The following is a 22,593-nucleotide window of genomic DNA, read 5'->3' on the forward strand; positions in this document are numbered from 1 at the left end:
GACAAAAGGCCCGCAATGCGGGCCTTTTTTATGGGTTTATGTCGGATTACCCTTTTTCACTTCACGCCAGATTCGCCACGCCATCAGCGCCAGTACGGCGACGCCAAGGATTAACGCCCCCCACACCAACAGCGTTTTCCACTGGCTTTGTTGCTCAGCGACTGACGTTGCCGTCAGCCGCCCCTCACCGCCCAGAGTAACCCGTTCATCCTCCAATGCCTGCGGCATTTTATCGGGATCGTTGTGCTTACGTAACGCCTCCGGGACCAGCATCGCCAGACTGATGCTCGCGGGTTCCGCCGCTTTGTTTCCCCATGCCAGGATAAACGGGCTTTGGCCTTGCGCGTTAAAAATCACTTTATAGCTGTCGCGCTCCCCTCTCAGTACGGGTAAGGTGGCGGGTAAACGCGTCTGAAGCGTCGTCATCCGGACCGCCTCGACTAACTCACCGGAGAGTGGAATATCATCCGAATGCTGATTTTCCAGATTGTAGAGAACCGTTCGGGTTAAAGGCTGCCAGGCGTCTTTTTCTCCCTTGCGCCATTCAAGTTCAACCGGCAATACGCCTTCGTAATCCAGTGAAATCTTTAATGAGGTCAACGGTTGCGGCCTGGACCAGCGCCAAATCGCCTGGTTTTCGGCAATTCTCTCCGCTTCAGCATCCATCGAAACAGGCCGGGTAAGCGGAGGCTCCTCACGGGTTATCGCACTCACGCCGGTCAGATTTAACGCAGGGCTTTGCGAATCAAGAATCAGCAACAGCCAGGGGACACCACCAGCGGACATGCGCAAATCATCGACGCCTAAGGTGTCCATTTTCAACCGGTCGTCGCTATGCGTCAGATCCATCAGCGGCGCATTTCCTGTAATCAACCTCCAGTCACGTAAATCTCGGCTGTAATAAAGCGATGCCGTTCCCTGCCAGTTTTTCGCTGGCGCATCCCAGTTCAAACGCAACTGGGACAGCGATGGCGTCTCTTTGACATCGTCTGGCAAGGCGATTAAATAACTCTGCCCGATGGATTGCAGGTTTTCACTTTCGAAGCGAATTTCGATGCCATTTTTAGCACGAAGCAGGACCGCGGGTCTTTCATCATCTTGCTTTGGCGTCACCTGTTGCACCGTAGAATCAAACGGAAAAAGGCGCAGAGGAATCGTTCTCGGGGACGTTGCCTGCGTTTTTTCAGCCAGCAGAGTGAAAGGCACTACCTCGCCCTGACGGTTGAACACCCGGATATCACGTAAATCCGGCCAGACTGCCTCATGGTACACCGCTAAAGGCAGAGGCAGGCTATACCATTGCTCTGAACCCGGCGTTAAGAGCTTCACGCCCTTCGCGTAGTCTGCTGGCGCATCCGTAACCGTATTACTGCCCCACGCCGCGCCGGTTGCTCCTAACAGAGCACTCCAGAGAACCGCTTTAATCCATTTCATTTTTCTTCTCCAGCTTTGGGCGGTAAGGGTGAAAAATACCCGATAATCAGCACCAGAATAGCGACGCCAATAAACGCGACCGCGCGCGCCAGGCCGCCGCCTCCCGCGCTGTCCACCAGCATCAGTTTAATAATGACTATCCCCAGCAAAACGGCTCCACACAGCCATTCCTGCCGCGAGCGACGCCGGGTTGCCTGCAGCATCACCACCAATGCCGTTAGCATCCAGAACAGAGCAAAACAGGTTTGAATCAATCGCGAATCCCACAGGGCGTGTACATTCCACGCAACTTCACCATACCAGGACAACGCGCGCAGCAACAAACCATTAAGCCACCAAAAGCCGAGCGCCATCAGCGCCACAACCGGCCATGGGCGGCACACCGAAAGCTGCACCGGGAAATAGCGTTCAGACGCGCGATAAAACACGATCAACCCTAGCAGGGCAAAAGCTGCGCCCTCTTCCAGCGGGTTGAGCAACGGCAGATACGTCTGACGATAAACCACGCCATCCTGTAAATTCGTCAACACGAGCAGACCGACCAGCACCAGCGCAACGGGAACCATCGCCTGCACAGAATATAAGGCTGGCCAGATACGAAATGGCCAGAGCTTGCGCTGAACAGCTTGATAAACCAGGAAAATCAGCAACCCACCAGCCGCCATCATCAGGCCGCTTCCCCACGCGGCCTTCCCCCAGGGTAGCGCCTGGGCGAACCAGAACAGCTCAACCGCCAGCGCCAGTACAATCATCCAGAAGAATGACAAATGCGCCAGCCGGGAAAGCGTTGGCGGTAATATCTGAGCATCACGCCAGAGCAGCACCACTGCAACAATTAGCGCCGCGCACCAGGCCAGATTCGGCCAGCCCGCAGCAAAAATCTGCTGCCAAGAGATCTGATACATCAGCATCACCAGCATCGTCGGCCATAACAGCCATTTACTGGCATCCAGCTCCCGCCATGCCAGGCGACCAGCAATCGTACGCCAGCCCCAGACCGATACCGCCATTAATGCCAACACGCCAGACAGCACCCACCGCTCCTGCTTCAGGACGAGCTGCGATACCGCAACGAGGGCAGTAATCCAGAAAAGCAAACCGCCAGCGAGTAGCCCCCAACTGCCCTGCATCCGAATGCTGCGCCATAGCCATGCGGCAGCCAGCCAACTGAGGCTAAGCACGGCAAATATCAGCATCACTGAGAGCGCAGTTGTGCCGTTCGCCAGCGCCCATAGCGCGCTGCCCACGGCCAGCACGAGCAGCGCCGTACCGCTATAACTCATGCGTCGCTGCTGCTGTTGGATACCCAGCCAGAGGATCCCAAGTCCCTCCAGCGACCAGGCCATCGCCGTCCAACGGGCTGAAAGCGCCAACGGGATAGCCAGGGTAGTAAATGCGCCGCCAAGCGCCAGGGCAGCCAATACCAGCGGTCTCCCCAGCGAAGACGAACGCCGCAACGCCAGCGTCGCCAACACCAGATAGAAACCACCGTAGCCTAGCGCGCTCAGCGCCGGACCATATGCCATATGCCGCGTAATGGCGTACTGCATGCCAAAACCTACCAGCGGAGGGGCAAACAGCAGCACGCCATCAATAATCTGCTTGCCTTTTTCCTGCGCACGAAGCGACAGCGCCACGCTCAGCACGCCAAAAATAATGGTGTTGGCGATCAGGAACAGTTGGCAGCTCAGGTAATACTCAGGTCGATAGTCCTCCAGCCCCCACAAACCGCCAACGCCAAAGGTAAACAGCAGGCCGAGCAGATTCAGCTCCCGCCAGTGCTGCCAGATGCTAATGGCGAGAATGCCGACCGAGAGCAGAAGATAGAAAGAGAAGAGCGCGACATGACTGCCGCCGCCGGAGGAAAGCAGCAGCGGCGCGAGATAGCCGCCAAGGCTTGCCAGCATCGCCAGGCTGAGTGCCTTTTGCAAAATAGCCAGACCCACGCTCGCCGCGCAAATCGCCACCAGCAGCGCAAATGCCAGCGTCATTGGCAGCATTTGCCACAGCCGGAACGCGCCAAAGACGGTGAGATAGAGTGCTCCCGTGGCCCCGCCCTGTAAGATCAGCGCATAGACCGGTTGCTTATGCCGCAACCGCCAGCCCAGCGCCAACAGGACAATAGCAAACAGCGCGGCCGCCACCAGGCGCAGCTCAAGCGGAAACAGAGAATGTTCGACGGTGTAACGCAGCAGGAAAGAAAGTCCCAGGAACAGGAGCAATATACCGAGCTTTGCCAACGGGTTGCCCTGCATAAACCAGCGCACCAGCGATGATATCACCCCGCCAAAAGCAGAAGGCCGCTGGGCGTTGGGCGTGGAGACCGCCGCTTTATCCGGCTTTTGCTGTGAAGACCACGGGTTAACGGGTTCAGGCGTCGGCTCAGCATCAGGTTCCGGCGCCACGCTGCTCATCGCAGGCGTTGGCGCATCGGCGGCAGCCTGTGCCACAGACTCTGACGCTACACCGCGCAGCTCAAGTTCCTCTACCCGACGGCGCAAGGCCGCCAGCTCAGAACGTACCGCCGCACTGCGTCTGTATGCCACGATCGCGAGACCAGGAACCACGACCAACGCGAAGAATAAAACAATGCAGCCAAGGGTTAGCAGCTCATCCATGTTTCCACCTTCACTGTGTAAAGACAGACCAGAATGACACAAATTGTTGCAGCTGTGCCATATCTGTTAACACTATGACCCGCTTTTCAGAAAAGCCAATCAGCCCCTGCGTTTGGCCAGGGGCTGTGATGAGAGATTAAAACGCAAAACAGGAACAACCCAGCGCGCCCCAGAAAGCCCTGTCATCTGACACCGGAATCCCCGACTTACGCGCGATGTCATGCTGATGACCGTGTACGCCGCAGCTACCGCAGCACTGGTGCATCTGTACCATTGCGCCAATTTTCGCCGCAGCAGGCGGCGCTGAGCGATAGTGCCCCGGCACCTTCACCACCGGCGACCAGTCCGGCACAACCGGAATGGCTGGCGGTGCCAGCGGAGTGAAATGCCCGGCTGCGTACACGACTTTACCATCGACAATAGTCATCACCGACTCGATGCCTTTGATCTCTTCTTCCGGCACGCTGAAATAGTCTTTAGACAGCACCACCAGGTCGGCCAGTTGATCTTTCTCGATACGCCCTTTCTTACCCTGTTCGCTGGAGAACCAGGCGCTACCGGCCGTCCACAGTTCCAGCGCCACATCGCGCGGCAGGCGATTGTTATCATCATACATCGCCATACCACCAACGGTACGGCCCGAAACCAGCCAGTACAGCGCGGTCCACGGGTTATAGCTGGCCACGCGGGTGGCGTCAGTCCCCAGCCCTACCGGAACATCAGCCGCCAGCATTTTCGCCACCGGCGGCGTATGCTTGACCGCGTCTTTGCCATAGCGATCGACAAAATACTCCCCCTGGAACGCCATTCGGTGCTGAACCGCTATCCCGCCGCCCAACGCTTTGACGCGCTCGATATTGCGTTCGGTAATCGTTTCGGCGTGATCGAAGAACCAGTGCAGGCCATTGAACGGGATATCGCGATTCACCTTCTCGAACACATCCAGCATGCGGCTGATGGATTCATCATAGGTGGCATGCAGACGGAACGGCCAGCGATGCTCCACCAGGTGACGAACCACGCGTTCCAGTTCTTCTTCCATACCTTCCGGTAGATCCGGACGTGGTTGCAGGAAATCTTCAAAATCAGCTGCCGAGAAGACCAACATTTCCCCTGCGCCATTAGCACGGTAGAAATCGGTGCCCTGTCCGGGCTTGAGCATATCGGTCCAGCGTTCAAAGTCCTCCAGCTCCTGCTTAGGACGCTGAGTAAACAAGTTGTAGGCGATACGCACCGTCATCTGCTTGTTGGCGTGCAACTGCTCAATGATCTCGTAATCTTCCGGGTAGTTCTGAAAGCCTCCGCCCGCATCAATGGCGCTGGTCAGTCCCAGACGGTTCAGCTCGCGCATAAACTGGCGGGTCGAATTGACCTGCATTTCCAGCGGCAGCTTTGGCCCTTTTGCCAGCGTCGAATAAAGGATCATGGCGTTGGGTTTGGCGATCAGCATTCCGGTCGGGTTGCCGTTGCTATCACGCACAATCTCACCGCCTGCCGGATCCGGCGTCGCTTTGGTGTAGCCCACGGCTTTCAGCGCCGCGCGATTCAGCAACGCTCTGTCGTACAGATGCAGAACAAATACCGGGGTATCTGGCGCGACTTCATTCAGTTCTTCCAGAGTCGGCATGCGCCGTTCGGCAAACTGGAATTCGCTCCAGCCGCCTACCACGCGCACCCATTGCGGCGACGGCGTTCTGTCAGCCTGCTCTTTGAGCATGCGTAGTGCATCCGCCAGCGACGGTACGCCTTCCCAACGCAGTTCCAGGTTGTAATTCAGACCACCGCGAATCAGGTGTAGGTGTGAATCATTTAAGCCGGGGATCACCGTATGTCCTTGCAGATCGACAATCTGCGTTCCTTCGGCGGCAAAGCTCATGATCCGGTCGTGGTTACCGGTCGCCAGGATCTTCCCGTTGGCGATCGCGACCGCCTCGACCTGTGGGCTTTGTCTGTCAAGAGTATGAATTTTTCCGTGAGTCAGAATCAGTGTGGCAGTTTGCGACATAACAATCTCCTGAGAAACCGGTCAGGCTTTTTTCAGCCATCCGGCAAACAGACGGGTTACGATGGGCATCCAGAACCAGACCACCAGCGCAACCACACACGCATCATTGATAAGATGCAGGAGTAACGAGCCCTTCATTGCAGGCAGCACAATGCCGGTCAACCACGGCACCAGGTTAGTGCTGGGAAAAATCACCAGCAGAGTTATCAGGAACTGTTTCCAGCGCCTGGGCTGGCGTACATGGGGCGCGGGCGGCGTAAACCAGAACGCCGCTTCGGTACGAATTTCGGTTTTGTCACCTTCTGCCAGCAGCGGAGCTATCTCTTCCACCAGCACACGGCGCGTATCGGACTGGGTCCAGTTGTACAGATGCTCCAGCGTGTCGAAGCGGATAATAATGTTCCACAGATTCTCGCCCTCCGCAGGGCGAATCACATTCGCCCCGAGATGACCGGGAAACTCGGCCGCCACCGGCATGATTTTCCCCAGCCACTGCTCATACCGCTGCGCCTGCTCAGGCTGCAGGGTATGGGTAATCACCAACGTCACATGTTTGTTCTGCGCCATGAAGGGTTCCTTGTTGAGAGGAATCAGACCGCTTAGGCCAGGAAAGCAATACACAAAATCATTCATGGTGCATCGAGGCGGCAAGGTTGTGGATCCCCGGGAGCTTACATCAGTAAGTGACCGGGGTACGCAAGCGAAGCCAACAAAGATGCAGCATGAAGGATGAAGTGTATTTAGGCTTTACGTTCCGGCGCGCCATGCACCATGGTATAGGCGTAATCCACGCCCATACCGTAGGCGCCGCTATGTTCGCGCACCAAATCCATTACGGCGTCGTAGGTTTCTTTGCGGGACCAGTCACGCTGGTACTCAAGAAGAACCTGTTGCCAGGTTACGGGGACTGCGCCCGCCTGCACCATCCGGTCAATAGAACGCTCGTGGGCATCCACAGACGTGCCGCCGGACGTGTCGGTCACCACATACACTTCATAACCCGCTTCCAGCGCCATCAGCGCCGGGAAGGTCAGGCAGACTTCGGTCCACAGCGCGGAGATAATCAATTTTTTGCGCCCGGTCGCTTCCACGGCTTTCACAAACGCCGCATCTTCCCAAGAGTTCATAGACGTGCGTTCAATAGGCTTCACATCGGGGTGAACCGCTAACAATTCCGGCCAGATATAGCCGCTAAAACTTTTTGTTTCCACAGAGGTATAAATCACTGGAACATTAAATATCTTGCCGGCTTTCGCTAATGCCACAGTATTATTTTTCAAAGTCTGGCGATCAATATTTGCTACACCAAATGACATTTGCGGCTGATGATCAATAAAAATCAGCGTAGAGTTTTGAGGGTCAATCAGTTCCCGAATAGACATAACACACCTTCTTAATCAATAAGTTAAAAGGCAACGGTCTGTATCTGCCGTCAGCAGCAGGATCCTGAATCAGAAAGCTTGTTGAGTATAGCGGGAAATTTCTAACGAGTTATTAAAGAAAACTAACCATCCTGTGAAACTATTAATTCTGTGTTGCGATATATCCTAAACAACATCAAAAAAATGCGCATGACTCATCTAATTTATTCACTGGCATTGTTTTTCTTCATTCGGTACAACAGAGGAGTTTATTTTTCAGGATATTTTCTGCTTATGCGCATCAATCTGGATGTTTTGCTAATCCTCGACGCACTCGACAAACAGGGTTCATTTGCCGCAGCAGCCGAATCGCTGTTTAAAACCCCTGCGGCACTCAGCTATATGATTCAGAAGCTGGAAAGCGATTTGAATATTGAGCTGCTTGACCGCTCCGGGCACCGGGCGAAATTTACCGACACCGGGCTGATGATGCTGGAAAAGGGACGTTTGCTGCTGAGTGCGGCCAAAGATCTCGAAAAGCAGGCGGTACAGCTGAGTTCAGGCTGGGAAAAAGAGCTGGCAATCGCGCTGGATGACTCTTTCCCTTTCGCCACGCTGCTGCCCATTATTGATGAATTTCACGCGCTGAATAAGCAAACCCGGCTGAGTTTTACCCACCATACGCTGGCAGGCTCCTGGGAGGAACTGACCCATAATGGCGCAGACATCATTCTGGGGGCGATTAATGAACCGCCAACGTCAGCCGCCTGGTCCTACAAAATGCTCGGCACGCTGGATAATGTATTTGTCGTGGCCCCCGAACATCCGCTGGCCGCCGCGCCGGATGGCCTGACAAACGAACAGCTGTGCCTGCATCGGGCCATTGTTATCAGCGACAGCGCCCGCTTTTGCCATCCGCTGCAAACCAATCTGATGGACGAGCAGGCGCAGATTCGCGTCGATGACTTCCACAGTAAGGTGATGTTACTGCGAGCCGGCATGGGCTGCGGATTTCTTCCCCGCCACATTGCCAGCCCATGGCTTGCCACAGGCGAACTGGTGGAAAAAACGGTCATCTCATTTCGCCAAAAAGATGTGGCCTATATGGCATGGCGTAACAGCCGCGACGGGCTGGCGCAGCGCTGGTGGCGAGAAACGCTGCTGGCGAGCCCGGAGATTGCGCGCTTGTATCAATGACCCATCCACACCGTGGCGGAGATCGCCGGCAGCGTCAGGATATCGTCAGCGAGCAGGCCGTTACCCTCTTTGTGCTGCCATTGAGCGACACGCAGTAGTGGCGAGGCTGGCAGGACTACTTCACAGGCCTGACCACGGTTAATCGCCACCAGCACGCGCTGGCGGTTGAGCACCCGCACAAACACGACCACGTTATCTTCGGCGTAAATCACCTGACAACCGCCATGGCGTAACGCCTGGCTTTGATGGCGTAATTTTGCCAGCCGCTGATACAGCTCAAGCAAATGAGTGTCCTGTTTTTCAGGTTGCCACGGGAACGGCTTACGACAGAACGGGTCGTTATTACCGTCCAGCCCCACCTCGTCACCGTAATAAATACAAGGCACGCCAGGCCAGGTAAACAACCATACCACCGCCAACGGTAAACGCGCCACGTCTTTGCCAAGCAAGGATTTAAAACGGGCGGTATCGTGGCTGTCGAGCTGATTGAACATCCGCAGTTGCTGCTGATGCGACAGACCCGCGCGGTAGTTATCCATCCACGCCATACAGGTTTGGGCATCAATAGATTGCGGGTCGTACGAGATATCCGTATTGGCCAGAAATCCCCAGATGGGGAAAGTAAAACCGCGATAGTTCATGGCGGCATCTTCTGCATCCGCCTGCAACCACTGGCGCGCATCACCAAAATGTTCACCCACAACATACGCTTCAGGCTGGGTTTCTTTTGCCGCCTGCGTAATCCCCGCCACATGGTGCAGGTTGTTGCGCGCCCCGCCGCCCTCTCCCAGCATATGCACGACATCAAGACGCCAGCCGTCCATACTCCACGGCGCTTTCAGCCAGTGACGAACGATACTGTCTTCCCCACGATAAATCTCATTGACCAGGCTTTGCGAACAAAAATCCAGCTTGGGTAGGCTGGCATAGCCCAGCCAGTCAAGCGCCACACCGTCGGCAGAGAAATGATACCAGTCACGCCAGGGGGAGTGCGGGTTGTAACACGCCCCATCCGTCCCACGGTTATGCCGATCAAACCAGGGGTGTGAATCGCCGCTGTGGTTAAAGACACCGTCCAGAATCAGACGCATGCCCTGCTGTTGCGTGTTGTGACGCAAGCGCAGCAGCGCGTTGTCGCCGCCAAACTGTGGATCAACATGACGGTAATCTTCGGTATCGTATTTATGCACGCTCGGCGCGGTAAATACCGGGTTCAGATACAGCGCCGTAACCCCTAACGTTTTCAGATACGGCAGCTTTTCACTGATGCCGTCTAAATCGCCGCCATAAAATGTCGATCCTCCGGCCTGAGCGGTCAGCGGTTCATCCCACTCGCGACGCACGATGTCATGCCCGGCTGCGTGGTGGTAATAGACGTTTGGAGCCGGCTCACGGGACTGGCTGCGGGCAAAGCGATCCGGGAAAATCTGATAGAAAATCTGGTCAGCTACCCACTGCGGACCGTTATCCGGCACATCAACAGCAAACTGCTCCAGACGCGCTGGCGGAAAACGGCTGAATCCCTGCGGTGTAAACCACAGCTGACGATCGGGCCACAATAATTTAAAGCTATAGCGCCGACGAGGTTGGCCGCTGGCAAGATCGATCGCCGCTCGCCACGCGGTTACGCCCGGCTGCGGCTGGCTGCGCAGCTTGTGCATGGAGAGCGAAATCTCTTCGTTATCGTTTTCTGCGCGTAGCGTCACCCGCTGAGGTGGATTTTCCCCGGCCAGCCACAGCGTAATTGTCAGTTGATCTTTGTTTTGCTTAACAAATGGGGCAACCGGAAGGTGCCAGGCGTTCAACATCACGTATCCCCTTTGATGAAAATGAAGCCACCTTGCCATAGCAAAGAGCAGGATCACTCATCATCTTAACGTTTATTAGGGGAGGAGTTCGGGGGAGGAGAAAATTGCCGGGCGACGCGACGCGTTACCCGGCAAAAAATTACTGTGCTTCAGCCAGTTGACGCTCGCGGCGGCGTTTAAATACCCACCCCACCAGCAGCAGGGCAATCCACGCGAAACCAACATACAGTGAAATGCGGGTATCCGGATGGTAGCCGATAAGCGCGATGATAAAGACGAGGAAAATCAGGCCAACAACGGTCGTTGTTACCCCACCAGGTACTTTAAATTTCAGCGCCTTGACCTCTTCCGGCGGCAGACGGCGGCGGAAGGCAATCTGCGACAGCAGGATCATAATCCACACCCACACCGTGGCGAAGGTCGCCAGTGAGGCGATCACCAGGAAGACGTTTTCCGGCATGATGTAGTTAAGATAAACCGCAAACAGCAGCGCGATAGTCATCACCATCACCGTGACCCATGGCACACCGCGACGCGACGTCTTGGCGAACATTTTTGGCGCACTGCCCTGCTCCGCCATACCGTGCAGCATACGCCCCACGCCGAAGACGTCAGAGTTGATAGCCGACAGCGATGCGGTCAGTACGACAAAGTTGAGGATCCCGGCGGCAAAGGTAATGCCCATATGCTGGAACGTCAGGACGAACGGACTCCCGTCGGTGCCAACCTGGTTCCACGGGTAAATAGACATAATGACGAACAGCGTCCCCACGTAAAATACCAGGATACGCATCGGTACGGAATTGATAGCACGCGGAATAGATTTTTCCGGGTCTTTCGCTTCACCTGCAGTAATACCGATAATCTCTATCCCGCCGTAAGCGAACATCACCATTTGTAGCGACATCACCATGCCGAGCCAGCCGTTGCTAAAGAAGCCGCCGTTACTCCACAGGTTATGGATACCGGTAGGTTGACCGCCGTTGCCAATGCCCCAAATGATGATGCCGAACCCGGCGACAATCATGATGATAATAGTGGCGACTTTAAAGAACGAGAACCAGAACTCCAGCTCGCCAAACACCTTCACGCTCATCAGGTTGATGGCGCAAATAATCAGCACCACGCTGAGTACCCATATCCAGTGCGGTACCGCCGGGAACCAGACCCCCATGTAAATGCCGAAGGCAGTAACGTCGGCAATAGCGACAATCAGGATTTCAAAACAGTAGGTCCAGCCGGTAATGTAACCCGCCAACGGCCCGAGGTTTTCCTGCGCATAGCGCGAGAAAGAGCTGGCTGCAGGATTATGCACAGACATTTCGCCCAGCGCGCGCATGATGATATATGCCGCAGCGCCACCGATAATATAGGCCAACAACACGCTCGGCCCCGCCATTTTGATCGCGTCGGCAGAGCCGTAAAACAGCCCGGTGCCAATTGCCGAACCTAATGCCATAAAGCGAATGTGCCGGGTGCTCAGCCCACGCTTTAGCTTGTTATTACTTTCCATCGATTCCTAACCTGTTAACACAATAAAAAAACCACGGGGCCATATTAATAGCCCCGTGGTTAAAACTTATTGTCAGTGATTAGTGCGCGCTGGAGGTCACTTGTCGACCCGCGGCGCGATCCCAGATAATTGCCAGGATCACCATCACGACTGTTGGCATCAACCACGCCAGCCCTTGTTCCGCCAGCGGTAAACGCTGGGTCCAGGCCGGTAACACGTCGCCAATTGCAGAAGCTTTAATGCCATCAAGGATACCAAAAATCAGGCTGATAAACATCGCAGGTGCAATGACGCGGGAAGAATTATGCCACCATGAGCGGGTAAAACTTAATACAACCAGTGCGATACATGGCGGATAGATAGCCGTCAGCACCGGAATAGAGATCTGAATCAGATGGCTCAGCCCCAGGTTAGAGACCACCATTGAGAAGCCGCCGAGGATAAATACCAGCGTACGATAAGACAGTGGAACGTACTGGGCAAAGAACTCTGCGCACGCGCAGGTCAGGCCAACCGCAGTCACCAGACAGGCGATGAAAATCAGCGCCGCCAGCAGGAAGCTTCCTGCGCCGCCAAAGGTGTGCTGAACATACGCATGCAGAATCGCCGCGCCGTTAGCTGACTGATCGACCAGAATTGCGCTATCGGAGCCCAGACGGAACAACGCAAGGTACAGCAGCGTTAAGCCCACACCCGCCATCAAACCAGCCCAAACGGTGTAACGGGTCAGCAGACGCGACTCGGTAACGCCACGCGAGCGGGCGGCGTTAACAATAACAATACCAAATACCATCGCGCCCAGCGTATCCATGGTCAGATAGCCATTTACGAAACCATTCGAAAATGCTGCGGTTTGATAGGCTTCCATCGCATTGCTGATCGGGCCTGCCGGCCAGACAATCGCGGCGACAGACAGTACTACCAGCGCAAGGATTTTCAGCGGAGCAAGGAAGTTGCCGACGGTATCCAGCAGTTTGCCTGGATACAGCGACACCAAAATAACAATCGCAAAATAGACCACGCTGTAGATGAACAGCGGCAGCGCAGAGTCACCGGTCAGCGGCGCAATCCCGACTTCGAAAGAGACCGTTGCGGTACGCGGCGTCGCGAACAATGGACCAACCGCCAGATAGCAGACGGTGGCCAGCAGCAATCCAGCAACCTTACCGATAGGCGTACTCAGGCTGTCCACACCGCCACCGACTTTCGCCAGCGCGACAACGGTAAGTACCGGCAAACCAACGGCGGTAATCAAAAAGCCAAAAGCCGCAGTCCAGACGTGTTCGCCTGCCTGCAAACCAACCATTGGGGGGAAGATGATGTTACCTGCACCAACGAACAGTGCAAATGTCATAAATCCCAAAGCGATAATATCGCGCGATTTTAACTGATGGGTCATAAAGTCTTACTGCCTGTGGATGTGGTGTTGAAAATAATAAATTTTTGCCTTTCCCTGGGGGACAATACAGCGGCATTTTTGCTCAATTCCAGCGGGAAACACTCCCGACCTGGCGCGGCGAAGAATAGTTTTTCGATTTACCGCGTAAATGCAGTCGGTATGACAGCATCTGGAGCGCAATTTAAACGCTTATAACGTTTTAAAGCAAGGTGGGATCCAAAAACCAGAACAATATAGCGATATGAAAAATGCAGTTAGCACAAAAAACCATTTCATGGAAAAAGGTATGGGTAATAGTTCGAACAAAAAACAATCAAACGTCGCAAAATTCAGGATGTAACTATTGACCACATAAAAAAACCAGCTCGCGCTGGCTTTTGGAAAGATTATCTTACGAATACGCTTTAATCGTTACTTTTGGCCATTAAACGTTCCGGGATGACGAAACTAAATCGCGTCCCTTTGCCTGGCGTACTTTCGATATTCAGGCGGCTATCGTGATGTTGCAGAGCATGTTTCACGATGGCCAGACCCAGTCCACTCCCGCCCGTTTGTCGGGATCGCGCTTTGTCCACGCGATAGAAGCGTTCGGTCAAACGAGGAATATGCTCCGCAGCAATACCAGGCCCATTGTCCTCGACGCTAAATTCCGCCCCGGAGGCAACATGCTGCCAGCGCACGGTGATGTGCGTACCCGCGGGGGTATGGTTCACCGCGTTATACACAAGATTCGAAATCGCGCTACGCAGTTGCTCCTCATTTCCCCGCACGCTCAGGTGGCTATCAATATCAAAAGTAAACGTATGATTATTCTGACTCAGCGTGTGCGCCTCGTGTTCAACCACGCGCAGCATCATCGGCACGTCCACCTTCTCATTAAGCAGTAGCGCTGGCGCGGCCTCTATTTTCGACAACGTCAACAACTGCTTCACCAGCCCTTCCATGCGGTACGTTTGCTCACGCATGGTATGCAGCGCTTTTTCGCGCGTCGTTCCTTCCAGCGGATGCTCCTGCATCATTTCCAGATAACCTTGTAGCACCGTCAGCGGCGTACGCAACTCATGGCTGGCGTTGGCGAAAAAGTTACGCCGCGAACCTTCCAGTTGGTGCATCTGGGTAACATCGCGCGCAACCATCAGCAATTGCTTATCGGTATAGGGCATCACGCGAATCTCCAGATGCCGTCCGGTATTGAGCACCAGATTGATTGGCCGACTAAAATCACGCGTTTTCAGATATTGCGTGAATTCCGGGTAGCGCAGCAGGTTAAGTATATTTTGCCCGCTATCGTCCGGCCAGCGCAGTCCCAGAACCTGCTGGGCCAGGCCGTTACACCAGAAAATGCCGCCCTCTTCAGTCGTCAACACCACCGCGTCAGGTAGCGATTCCGCCCCACTGCGAAAACGTTTAATCAGATTACCCAGTTCTCGACGGCGCTTTTTGTTGCGCAGTTGCATTTGATGCAGCCCATACAGCAACGGCTCCCAACTTCCGCGCCCCGGCGGCGGGGTCATGCTTCTGTCGACCCATAACCACCAGGACAAGCGTAATAAATTCCAGAAATGCCAGACAAGCAGGCCGGTTACCGACGCCAGCAAAAACCAGGGCAGGTAACCAAAAAAAGCGCTAAAGATAAACGCCGGTATGCAGCAGAGGATCAGCTCCAGTACCAGCCTTTTCCATGACAATCGTTCTAGCAAACGTCTTACTCCATTAACAGCCTAATCCGTCAGGCCCCTATTCATGTCAGTCAGAAGCGGGTCGAAAAACGATATCCCGTCCCACGAACTGTCTGCACCATACGATCGTGTCCACTGTGCTCCAGCGCTTTACGCAAGCGGCGGATATGCACATCCACTGTCCGGTCTTCCACGTACACATTGGTACCCCAGACATGATTGAGTAATTGCTCACGGCTATAGACGCGTTCAGGGTGGGTCATAAAGAAGTGCAACAGTTTGAATTCTGTCGGCCCCATATCCAATGGATCCTCGCCGGTCATCACGCGATGCGAGGTTGGGTCAAGGCTCAGCCCCTGCATCTCAATAATCTCTTCCACCGCCATGGGGGAAATACGACGCAGAACAGCTTTAATACGCGCCACCAGCTCCTTGGGAGAAAACGGCTTGGTAATATAATCATCCGCACCCGTTTCCAGACCCCGGACGCGATCTTCCTCTTCTCCCCTCGCCGTCAGCATCATCACGGGAATATCCCGCGTCATCGCTTCGCGCTTGAGATGTTTAATAAACTGTAGGCCCGAGCCGCCGGGTAGCATCCAGTCAAGCAAGACGAGATCCGGCCAGGGTTCATTGAGTTGGTTCACAGCACTGTCATAGTCTTCGGCTTCTACGGGTTGAAAACCGTTTTGCTCGAGCACGAAGCAGACCATTTCACGAATTGGAGCTTCATCTTCTACGACCAGAATACGTCTCGCCATGATTTGCCCTGTTTATAATTAAATCGTTTGCCATCAATACGGTGCCATTATGCGTCAGTTTTATGACAGATTTATGAAAAGATAGTCCAGGTTTAACGCAGCCCCGCGAATTATGACAGCCCTTAAACAAGATATTACCGTCCTTGCAGGGTTATAATCCCCGCCACTGTTTTATCGTCATGGAACTCTTATGCGCATCCTTCACACGTCTGACTGGCATCTGGGCCAAAATTTCTACAGCAAGAGCCGCGCCGCTGAACATCAGGCCTTTCTCGACTGGCTGCTGGAAACGGCACAATCCCAGCAGGTGGATGCCATTATTGTGGCGGGCGATATTTTCGATACCGGCTCACCGCCAAGCTATGCCCGTGAGCTGTATAACCGTTTTGTCGTTAATCTGCAGCAAACCGGCTGTCATCTGGTGGTGTTGGCAGGTAACCACGACTCCGTCGCCACGCTCAACGAATCCCGCGATATTCTGGCGTTTCTCAACACCACAGTGATCGCCAGCGCTGGCCATGCGCCGCAGGTGCTGTCTCAACGCGACGGCACGCCGGGCGCGATCCTGTGCCCGGTGCCTTTTTTACGCCCGCGTGACATCATTACCAGCCAGGCCGGGCTAACGGGACAAGAGAAACAGCAGCATTTGCTATCGGCTATCACCGACTATTACCAACAGCAATATCATGACGCCTGTACGCTGCGCGGCGACCAGAATCTACCCATCATTGCGACCGGGCATCTGACCACCGTTGGCGCCAGTAAAAGTGACGCTGTACGTGACATTTATATTGGCACGCTGGACGCCTTTCCGGCGCAAAACTTTCCACCCGCCGATTACATCGCGCTGGGACATATTCACCGGGCGCAGGTTATCGGCGGAACAGAGCATATTCGCTACTGCGGTTCGCCAATTGCGCTCAGTTTTGACGAGTGCGGCAAAAGCAAGTGCGTCCATCTGGTGAGCTTCGAAAACGGCAAGCTGAGCGCTGTTGAACACCTCACCGTACCGGTCACCCAGCCGTTGGCGGTGCTGAAAGGTGATTTAGCCGCGATTACCGCCCAACTAGAGCAGTGGCGCGGTGTGCAGCAGGAACCGCCAGTCTGGTTAGATATCGAAATCACCACCGATGACTATCTGCACGACATGCAGCGTAAGATTCAGGCATTAACCGAAGATTTACCGGTAGAGGTGTTATTGGTGCGCCGTAGCCGGGAACAGCGCGAACGTATTATGGCGAATGAACGACGTGAAACGCTAAGCGAGCTGAGCGTGACGGACGTTTTTGCCCGTCGCCTGGCGCTGGAAGAACTCGAAGAATCGCAACGCGAGCGCCTGAATCAACTGTTTAGCACCACCTTACACACGCTTGCCGGGGAGACCGAAGCATGAAAATTCTCAGCCTGCGTTTGAAAAACCTCAATTCTCTGAAAGGAGAATGGAAAGTCGATTTCACGGCTGAGCCCTTTGCCAGCAATGGGCTGTTCGCCATCACGGGTCCAACGGGCGCGGGAAAAACCACACTGCTGGACGCCATTTGTCTCGCGCTGTATCACGAAACGCCGCGGCTCAATACCGTGTCTCAGTCGCAAAACGATCTGATGACCCGCGACACCGCCGAGTGTCTGGCCGAGGTCGAGTTCGAAGTCCGGGGCGAAGCCTATCGTGCATTCTGGAGCCAGAACCGCGCGCGCAATCAGCCTGAAGGCAACCTACAGGCTCCGCGCGTAGAACTTGCCCGCTGCGCCGACGGTAAAATCCTCGCCGATAAAGTCAAAGACAAGTTGGAAATGACCGCCGAACTTACCGGCCTGGATTATGGTCGTTTCACCCGTTCGATGCTGCTGTCTCAGGGGCAATTTGCCGCATTTCTCAATGCCAAACCGAAAGAGCGTGCCGAACTGCTGGAAGAGCTGACGGGGACTGAGATCTACGGCCAAATTTCCGCCATGGTGTTTGAAAAGCATAAAGCAGCGCGTACAGAGCTGGAAAAACTGCAGGCGCAGGCCAACGGCGTGGCTCTGCTCGCAGCGGAGCAGGTGCAGTCCCTGACAGAGAGTTTGCAGGTACTTACTGACGAGGAAAAACAATACTTTGCAAGCCAGCAGACTCAGCAACTGCATCTCAACTGGCTCATTCGACAAAATGAGCTACAGGCAGAAATCAACCGTCACCAACAGGCGTTACAGGCCGCTAAACAGGCGCAAGAAGACGCGCAGCCACAGCTGGCGGCGCTGAGTCTGGCGCAACCGGCCAGAGCGTTACGCCCGCACTGGGAGCGAATCCAGGAACAAACGGCTACGATAGCGCGTACGCGGCAGAAGATTCAGGAAGTGAATGCTCGCTTACAAAGCAGCTTAGCGCTGCGCGGGCGCATCCGTCAGCAGGCGCACACGCAATCGACCGCCTTGCTCGCTGGACAGCAGACGTTAATCGACTGGCTGAACGAACACGATCGCTTCCGCTTGTGGGGCAGCGAACTGGCTGGGTGGAAGGCCCTGCTGGCGCAACACTCCGACGCCAGCGCCCAGCTACGCCAGTGGCAGCAGTTACGGGAAAACGACACGCGTAAACTGGATGCGCTGGCGCTTCCCACGCTGACTCTTTCACCGCAGGAGGTCACTGCGGCGCTGGCGCAACATGTGCAGCTCCGTCCGTTACGCCAGCGTCTGAGCAATCTGCATGGGCACATCGCCCCGAAGCAAAAGCAGCTGGCGCAGTTACGCGCGACGCTGGTGCAACGTCAGCAAGAGCTAACGCAGCGCAACGCGGTGCTTGCCGAAAAACGTCAGCGCTATAAAGATAAAAATCAGCAGCTTGCCGATGTGAGGATCATTTGCGAGCAGGAAGCCCGCATCAAAGATTTGGAAAGCCAGCGGGCATTATTGCAATCCGGCATGCCTTGTCCGCTGTGCGGCTCCACCACACATCCGGCGATTGAGCGCTATCAAACGCTCGAACTGAGTGTTAATCAGGCACGACGTGAAGCACTGGAAAAAGAGGTTAAAACCCTGGCTGATGAGGGCTCAACGTTACGCGGTCAGCTTGAGGCCATAACCCAGCAACTCCAACGGGATGAACGTGAAGCACAGACGCTTTCTCAAGAGGAGCAAGCGCTTACTCAAGAGTGGCAGACAGTCACTACCAGCCTTAACGTGACGCTGCAACCGCAGGATGATATCGCCCCGTGGCTTGCCGCCCAGGAAGAATACGAACAACAACTTCACCAGTTGAGCCTGCGTCATACCCTGCAGGCGCAAATCACGGCGCATACCGAGCAGATTACCCAGCTCCAGCAGCAAATTGACCAGCGCCAGGCGACGTTAACCGCCGAGCTGGCCCGCCATGGACTGTCCCTTCCTGCTGCAGATGACGCTAATTCGTGGCTGAGTGAGCGGGCGAGAGAAGCGCAAATGTGGCAGCAGCGCCAGAACGAACTCACCGAGTTACAGGCGCGAATAGCTCAGCTCACGCCGTTGCTGGAAACGCTGCCTGAGAGCGATACGCTGTCTGCAAGTACTGAGAATCTGTCGCTGGAAAACTGGCGACAGGTGCATGACGATTGCCTGTCTTTACAAGGCCAGTGGCAAACCTTGCAACAGCAGGAGGCGCAGGACCTACAGCGCGCCGCAGAAATTCAGGCACAGTTTGATGCCGCACTGCAGGCCAGCATCTTTGCCGATCGTGACGCCTTTGTTGCCGCACTGCTGGATGAAGAAACCTTTAGCCGTCTGGAGCAGTTAAAGCAATCGCTGGAAAAGCAGCAGCAGCAGGCACAAACGCTGCTTAATCAGGCTCAGCAGGCGCTGGCGAGCCATCACCAGCAGTTGCCAACCGGGGCGGATCTCACGCTCTCGGCACAACAGCTTCGCGACGCGCTGGCGCAGCTCACCCAGCAGCTACGGGAAAATACCACGCGTCAAGGCGAAATTCGCCAGCAGCTGAAACAGGATACTGAACATCGCCAGCAGCAGCAGGCGCTGATGCAGGAGATTGAAAACGTCACGCAGCAGGTTGAAGACTGGGGCTATCTGAATGCGCTAATCGGCTCGAAAGAGGGAGATAAATTCCGCAAGTTTGCCCAGGGACTGACTCTCGATAACCTGGTGTGGCTTGCCAACAACCAACTCACTCGTCTGCATGGTCGCTATCTGTTACAGCGTAAGGCCAGCGAAGCGCTGGAGCTGGAAGTGGTTGATACCTGGCAGGCCGATGCCGTGCGCGACACCCGTACGCTTTCCGGCGGCGAGAGCTTCCTCGTGAGTCTGGCGCTGGCGCTGGCGTTATCCGATTTGGTCAGCCACAAAACGCGAATTGACTCCCTGTTCCTCGATGAAGGTTTCGGCACGCTGGACAGCGAAACGCTGGATACCGCGCTGGACGCACTCGATGCGCTGAACGCCACCGGCAAAACCATTGGAGTAATCAGCCACGTTGAAGCGATGAAAGAACGCATTCCGGTGCAGATCAAGGTTAAAAAAATCAACGGGCTGGGCTACAGCAAACTCGACAAGCTGTTTGCGGTGGGATCAGCATAAATATCCTGACCGGAGCCATCCGGCACAATATGTAGCACAATATTGCATACTCAAAGACGGATATGAAATGGCATTCCACTTCGCTTATCCGCAAGCTATCTCTGTTGGCGGCGAACGTTCGCCGCTATGACGCGCATCCGGCGTCTTTCTTGTTGGCAGGTGGTATGAAAAAAGTCGTTTTCTCTTTAGCGCTGGGGACATTTGGGCTGGGCATGGCCGAGTTCGGCATCATGGGGGTACTCACCGAGCTGGCGCGGGACGTGGGCATTTCTATCCCGGCCGCTGGTCATATGATTTCGTTTTACGCCTTTGGCGTAGTGTTGGGCGCGCCGATTATTGCGCTCTTTTCCAGCCGCTTTTCGCTTAAGCATATTCTGCTGTTTCTGGTCACGCTGTGCGTGATTGGCAACGCCATCTTCACCCTTTCCTCCTCGTATTTTATGTTGGCGGTGGGCAGGCTGGTTTCCGGCTTCCCGCACGGCGCATTTTTTGGCGTTGGAGCTATTATTCTGTCGAAGCTGGCGCGCCCAGGAAAAGTCACCGCCGCCGTCGCGGGCATGGTTTCAGGGATGACCGTTGCCAATCTGATTGGCATTCCCGTCGGTACCTGGCTGAGCCAGGAATTTAGCTGGCGCTATACGTTTCTGCTGATAGCCGTCTTTAATATCGCCGTAATAGTCTCGGTCGCTTTTTGGGTCCCCAACATCAGCGATGAAGCGAAAGGGAATCTGCGCGAGCAATTTCACTTTTTGAAAAGCCCCGCCCCGTGGCTGATCTTTTCCGCCACCATGTTTGGCAACGCCGGGGTTTTCGCCTGGTTCAGCTACGTCAAGCCGTACATGATGTACATCTCCGGCTTTTCCGAAGCGCTGATGACCTTCATCATGATGCTGGTGGGATTGGGGATGGTATTAGGGAATCTGTTGAGCGGTCGGCTTTCTGGCCGCTATACGCCGCTGCGCATTGCGGTAATAACCGACTTCATCATTGTGCTGGTTCTGCTGCTGCTTTTTGTTTTTGGCGGTATCAAAGCGGCATCGCTGACCTTCGCCTTTATTTGCTGCGCTGGCCTGTTCGCCCTATCAGCGCCGCTGCAAATTTTGCTGCTGCAAAATGCCAAAGGAGGTGAACTACTGGGCGCGGCAGGCGGGCAAATTGCCTTTAACCTCGGTAGCGCAATTGGCGCCTGGTGCGGCGGTATGATGCTGACGCTGGGCTTTGCCTACAACTATGTGACGCTGCCGGCTGCGTTGCTGTCGTTCTCCGCCATGTCATCGCTGCTGATTTACGGCTACCTGAAGCGCGGCGTGCAACAAGTTGCAGCCGCGACGTAAAACAGATTACGCCTGCGGCCACAGCCAGGCCGCACCGCGTACGCCGCTGGAGTCACCATGCAGCGCCTTGCGTAGGGGCGTTTCACACTCGCCGCCAAAGACAAATTGCTTCATCAACGTGGGAACGTTTTGATATAGCCTGTCGACATTACTCATTCCCCCACCCAGTACAATGACGTCCGGATCGAGAATATTCACCACATGCGCCAGCGATTTTGCCAGACGCAACTCATAGCGGCTCAATGCCTGCTCCGCCACAGCATCCCGAACGTTAACCAGATCGATAATGTCGCTGCCCTTGAGCGACTTACCGCTCAGACGCTGGTAGTCGGTGGCAAAACCGGTCCCGGAAATAAAGGTTTCAATGCAGCCTTGCTTGCCGCAATAGCAGGGTACTTCCTGGCGATAACGCAGCTCATCTTCGTCCATCCACGGCAGCGGATTATGCCCCCACTCGCCCGCGGTACCGTTGCCACCCGTGTGCGCCCGACCATTCAACGCCACACCCGCGCCGCATCCGGTGCCAATAATTACCGCAAATACGGTTTGCGCCCCTGCCGCCGCACCATCCACCGCTTCAGAAACCGCCAGGCAATTGGCATCATTCGCCAGGCGCACTTCACGGTTCAAACGCATACTTAAGTCTTTATCAAAGGGTTGCCCGTTAAGCCAGGTTGAGTTGGCATTCTTGACTACCCCAGTGTAAGGCGAAATTGAACCAGGGATCCCCATCCCCACGGTTCCCGTTTGCCCGGTAGCCTGCTCCGCCATCTCCACCAGCGCGGTAATGGTTTCTATCGTTTGCTGATAATCCTCACGTGGTGTGGGCAGACGATGGCGAAAAAGCTGCTCGCCTGCATCGCCAAGCGCAATAACTTCCGTTTTTGTACCGCCCAAATCGATACCTATACGCACTGTTTGCTCCTCTTCCCGATTAACAATGCA

The 22,593-nt window shown here is 55.1% G+C and carries 15 protein-coding genes; 4 read left to right on the forward strand and 11 right to left on the reverse strand.

What is annotated here, in order from left to right; genetic code table 11:
• Positions 1–36: 36 nt before the first annotated feature.
• The 5 genes from FDW97_RS12195 to FDW97_RS12215 form a co-directional block, all read right to left on the reverse strand.
• Complete coding sequence (locus FDW97_RS12195; protein ID WP_137351089.1) at positions 37–1,434, reverse strand: DUF3999 domain-containing protein; 1,398 nt, start codon at positions 1,432–1,434, stop codon at positions 37–39.
• Positions 1,431–4,052 (reverse strand): DUF2339 domain-containing protein, encoded by a 2,622-nt coding sequence (locus tag FDW97_RS12200; RefSeq protein WP_137351090.1) that lies wholly within the window; start codon positions 4,050–4,052, stop codon positions 1,431–1,433. The genes FDW97_RS12195 and FDW97_RS12200 overlap by 4 nt, the downstream gene beginning before the upstream one ends.
• A gap of 136 nt (positions 4,053–4,188) precedes the next feature.
• A complete protein-coding gene (locus FDW97_RS12205; RefSeq protein WP_137351091.1) occupies positions 4,189–6,057 on the reverse strand; it encodes an amidohydrolase in 1,869 nt (622 codons plus the stop codon).
• 21 nt (positions 6,058–6,078) lie between these two features.
• Positions 6,079–6,624 (reverse strand): antibiotic biosynthesis monooxygenase, encoded by a 546-nt coding sequence (locus FDW97_RS12210; protein ID WP_137351092.1) that lies wholly within the window; start codon positions 6,622–6,624, stop codon positions 6,079–6,081.
• Positions 6,625–6,797: 173 nt separating this feature from the next.
• A complete protein-coding gene (locus FDW97_RS12215) occupies positions 6,798–7,439 on the reverse strand; it encodes a hydrolase (RefSeq protein WP_003021513.1) in 642 nt (213 codons plus the stop codon).
• Positions 7,440–7,712: 273 nt separating this feature from the next.
• On the opposite strand from FDW97_RS12215, the gene FDW97_RS12220 reads away from it, so the two are divergent.
• The gene (locus tag FDW97_RS12220) at positions 7,713–8,615 is read left to right on the forward strand and encodes a LysR family transcriptional regulator (RefSeq protein WP_085047650.1); all 903 of its coding nucleotides are present in this window, start codon (positions 7,713–7,715) and stop codon (positions 8,613–8,615) included.
• Here FDW97_RS12220 and malZ read toward each other — a convergent pair.
• From malZ to phoB, 5 genes are all read right to left on the reverse strand, one after another.
• Positions 8,609–10,423 carry a maltodextrin glucosidase gene (gene malZ, locus FDW97_RS12225; protein WP_137351093.1) on the reverse strand — a complete coding sequence of 605 codons (1,815 nt, stop codon included), beginning with the start codon at positions 10,421–10,423 and terminating at the stop codon, positions 8,609–8,611. The genes FDW97_RS12220 and malZ overlap by 7 nt on opposite strands.
• 139 nt (positions 10,424–10,562) lie before the next feature.
• Complete coding sequence (proY, locus tag FDW97_RS12230; RefSeq protein WP_038638156.1) at positions 10,563–11,936, reverse strand: proline-specific permease ProY; 1,374 nt, start codon at positions 11,934–11,936, stop codon at positions 10,563–10,565.
• A gap of 79 nt (positions 11,937–12,015) precedes the next feature.
• Positions 12,016–13,335 carry a branched-chain amino acid transporter carrier protein BrnQ gene (brnQ, locus tag FDW97_RS12235; RefSeq protein ID WP_038638153.1) on the reverse strand — a complete coding sequence of 440 codons (1,320 nt, stop codon included), beginning with the start codon at positions 13,333–13,335 and terminating at the stop codon, positions 12,016–12,018.
• 404 nt (positions 13,336–13,739) lie between these two features.
• Entirely contained in the window at positions 13,740–15,035 is a 1,296-nt protein-coding gene (gene phoR / locus FDW97_RS12245; RefSeq protein WP_137351094.1) for a phosphate regulon sensor histidine kinase PhoR, read from the reverse strand.
• A 50-nt stretch (positions 15,036–15,085) separates the two neighbouring features.
• Positions 15,086–15,775 carry a phosphate response regulator transcription factor PhoB gene (gene phoB, locus FDW97_RS12250; RefSeq protein WP_137351095.1) on the reverse strand — a complete coding sequence of 230 codons (690 nt, stop codon included), beginning with the start codon at positions 15,773–15,775 and terminating at the stop codon, positions 15,086–15,088.
• 190 nt (positions 15,776–15,965) lie between these two features.
• On the opposite strand from phoB, the gene sbcD reads away from it, so the two are divergent.
• From sbcD to araJ, 3 genes are all read left to right on the forward strand, one after another.
• The gene (gene sbcD, locus FDW97_RS12255; protein ID WP_069323940.1) at positions 15,966–17,168 is read left to right on the forward strand and encodes an exonuclease subunit SbcD; all 1,203 of its coding nucleotides are present in this window, start codon (positions 15,966–15,968) and stop codon (positions 17,166–17,168) included.
• Positions 17,165–20,314, forward strand: coding sequence for an exonuclease subunit SbcC (gene sbcC, locus FDW97_RS12260; RefSeq protein ID WP_137351096.1), 3,150 nt, complete (start codon positions 17,165–17,167; stop codon positions 20,312–20,314). The genes sbcD and sbcC overlap by 4 nt, the downstream gene beginning before the upstream one ends.
• A gap of 164 nt (positions 20,315–20,478) precedes the next feature.
• A complete protein-coding gene (araJ, locus tag FDW97_RS12265) occupies positions 20,479–21,648 on the forward strand; it encodes an MFS transporter AraJ (protein WP_137351152.1) in 1,170 nt (389 codons plus the stop codon).
• Positions 21,649–21,654: 6 nt separating this feature from the next.
• Here the strand turns inward: araJ and mak are convergent, their stop codons facing one another.
• Positions 21,655–22,563, reverse strand: a complete 909-nt coding sequence (mak, locus tag FDW97_RS12270; protein ID WP_137351097.1) for a fructokinase — start codon at positions 22,561–22,563, stop codon at positions 21,655–21,657.
• Between the last annotated feature and the right edge of the window lie 30 nt (positions 22,564–22,593).

Origin of the sequence: Citrobacter sp. wls708 (assembly GCF_005281255.1) — a bacterium.
In the GTDB taxonomy this organism is placed as follows: Bacteria; Pseudomonadota; Gammaproteobacteria; order Enterobacterales; family Enterobacteriaceae; genus Citrobacter; species Citrobacter werkmanii.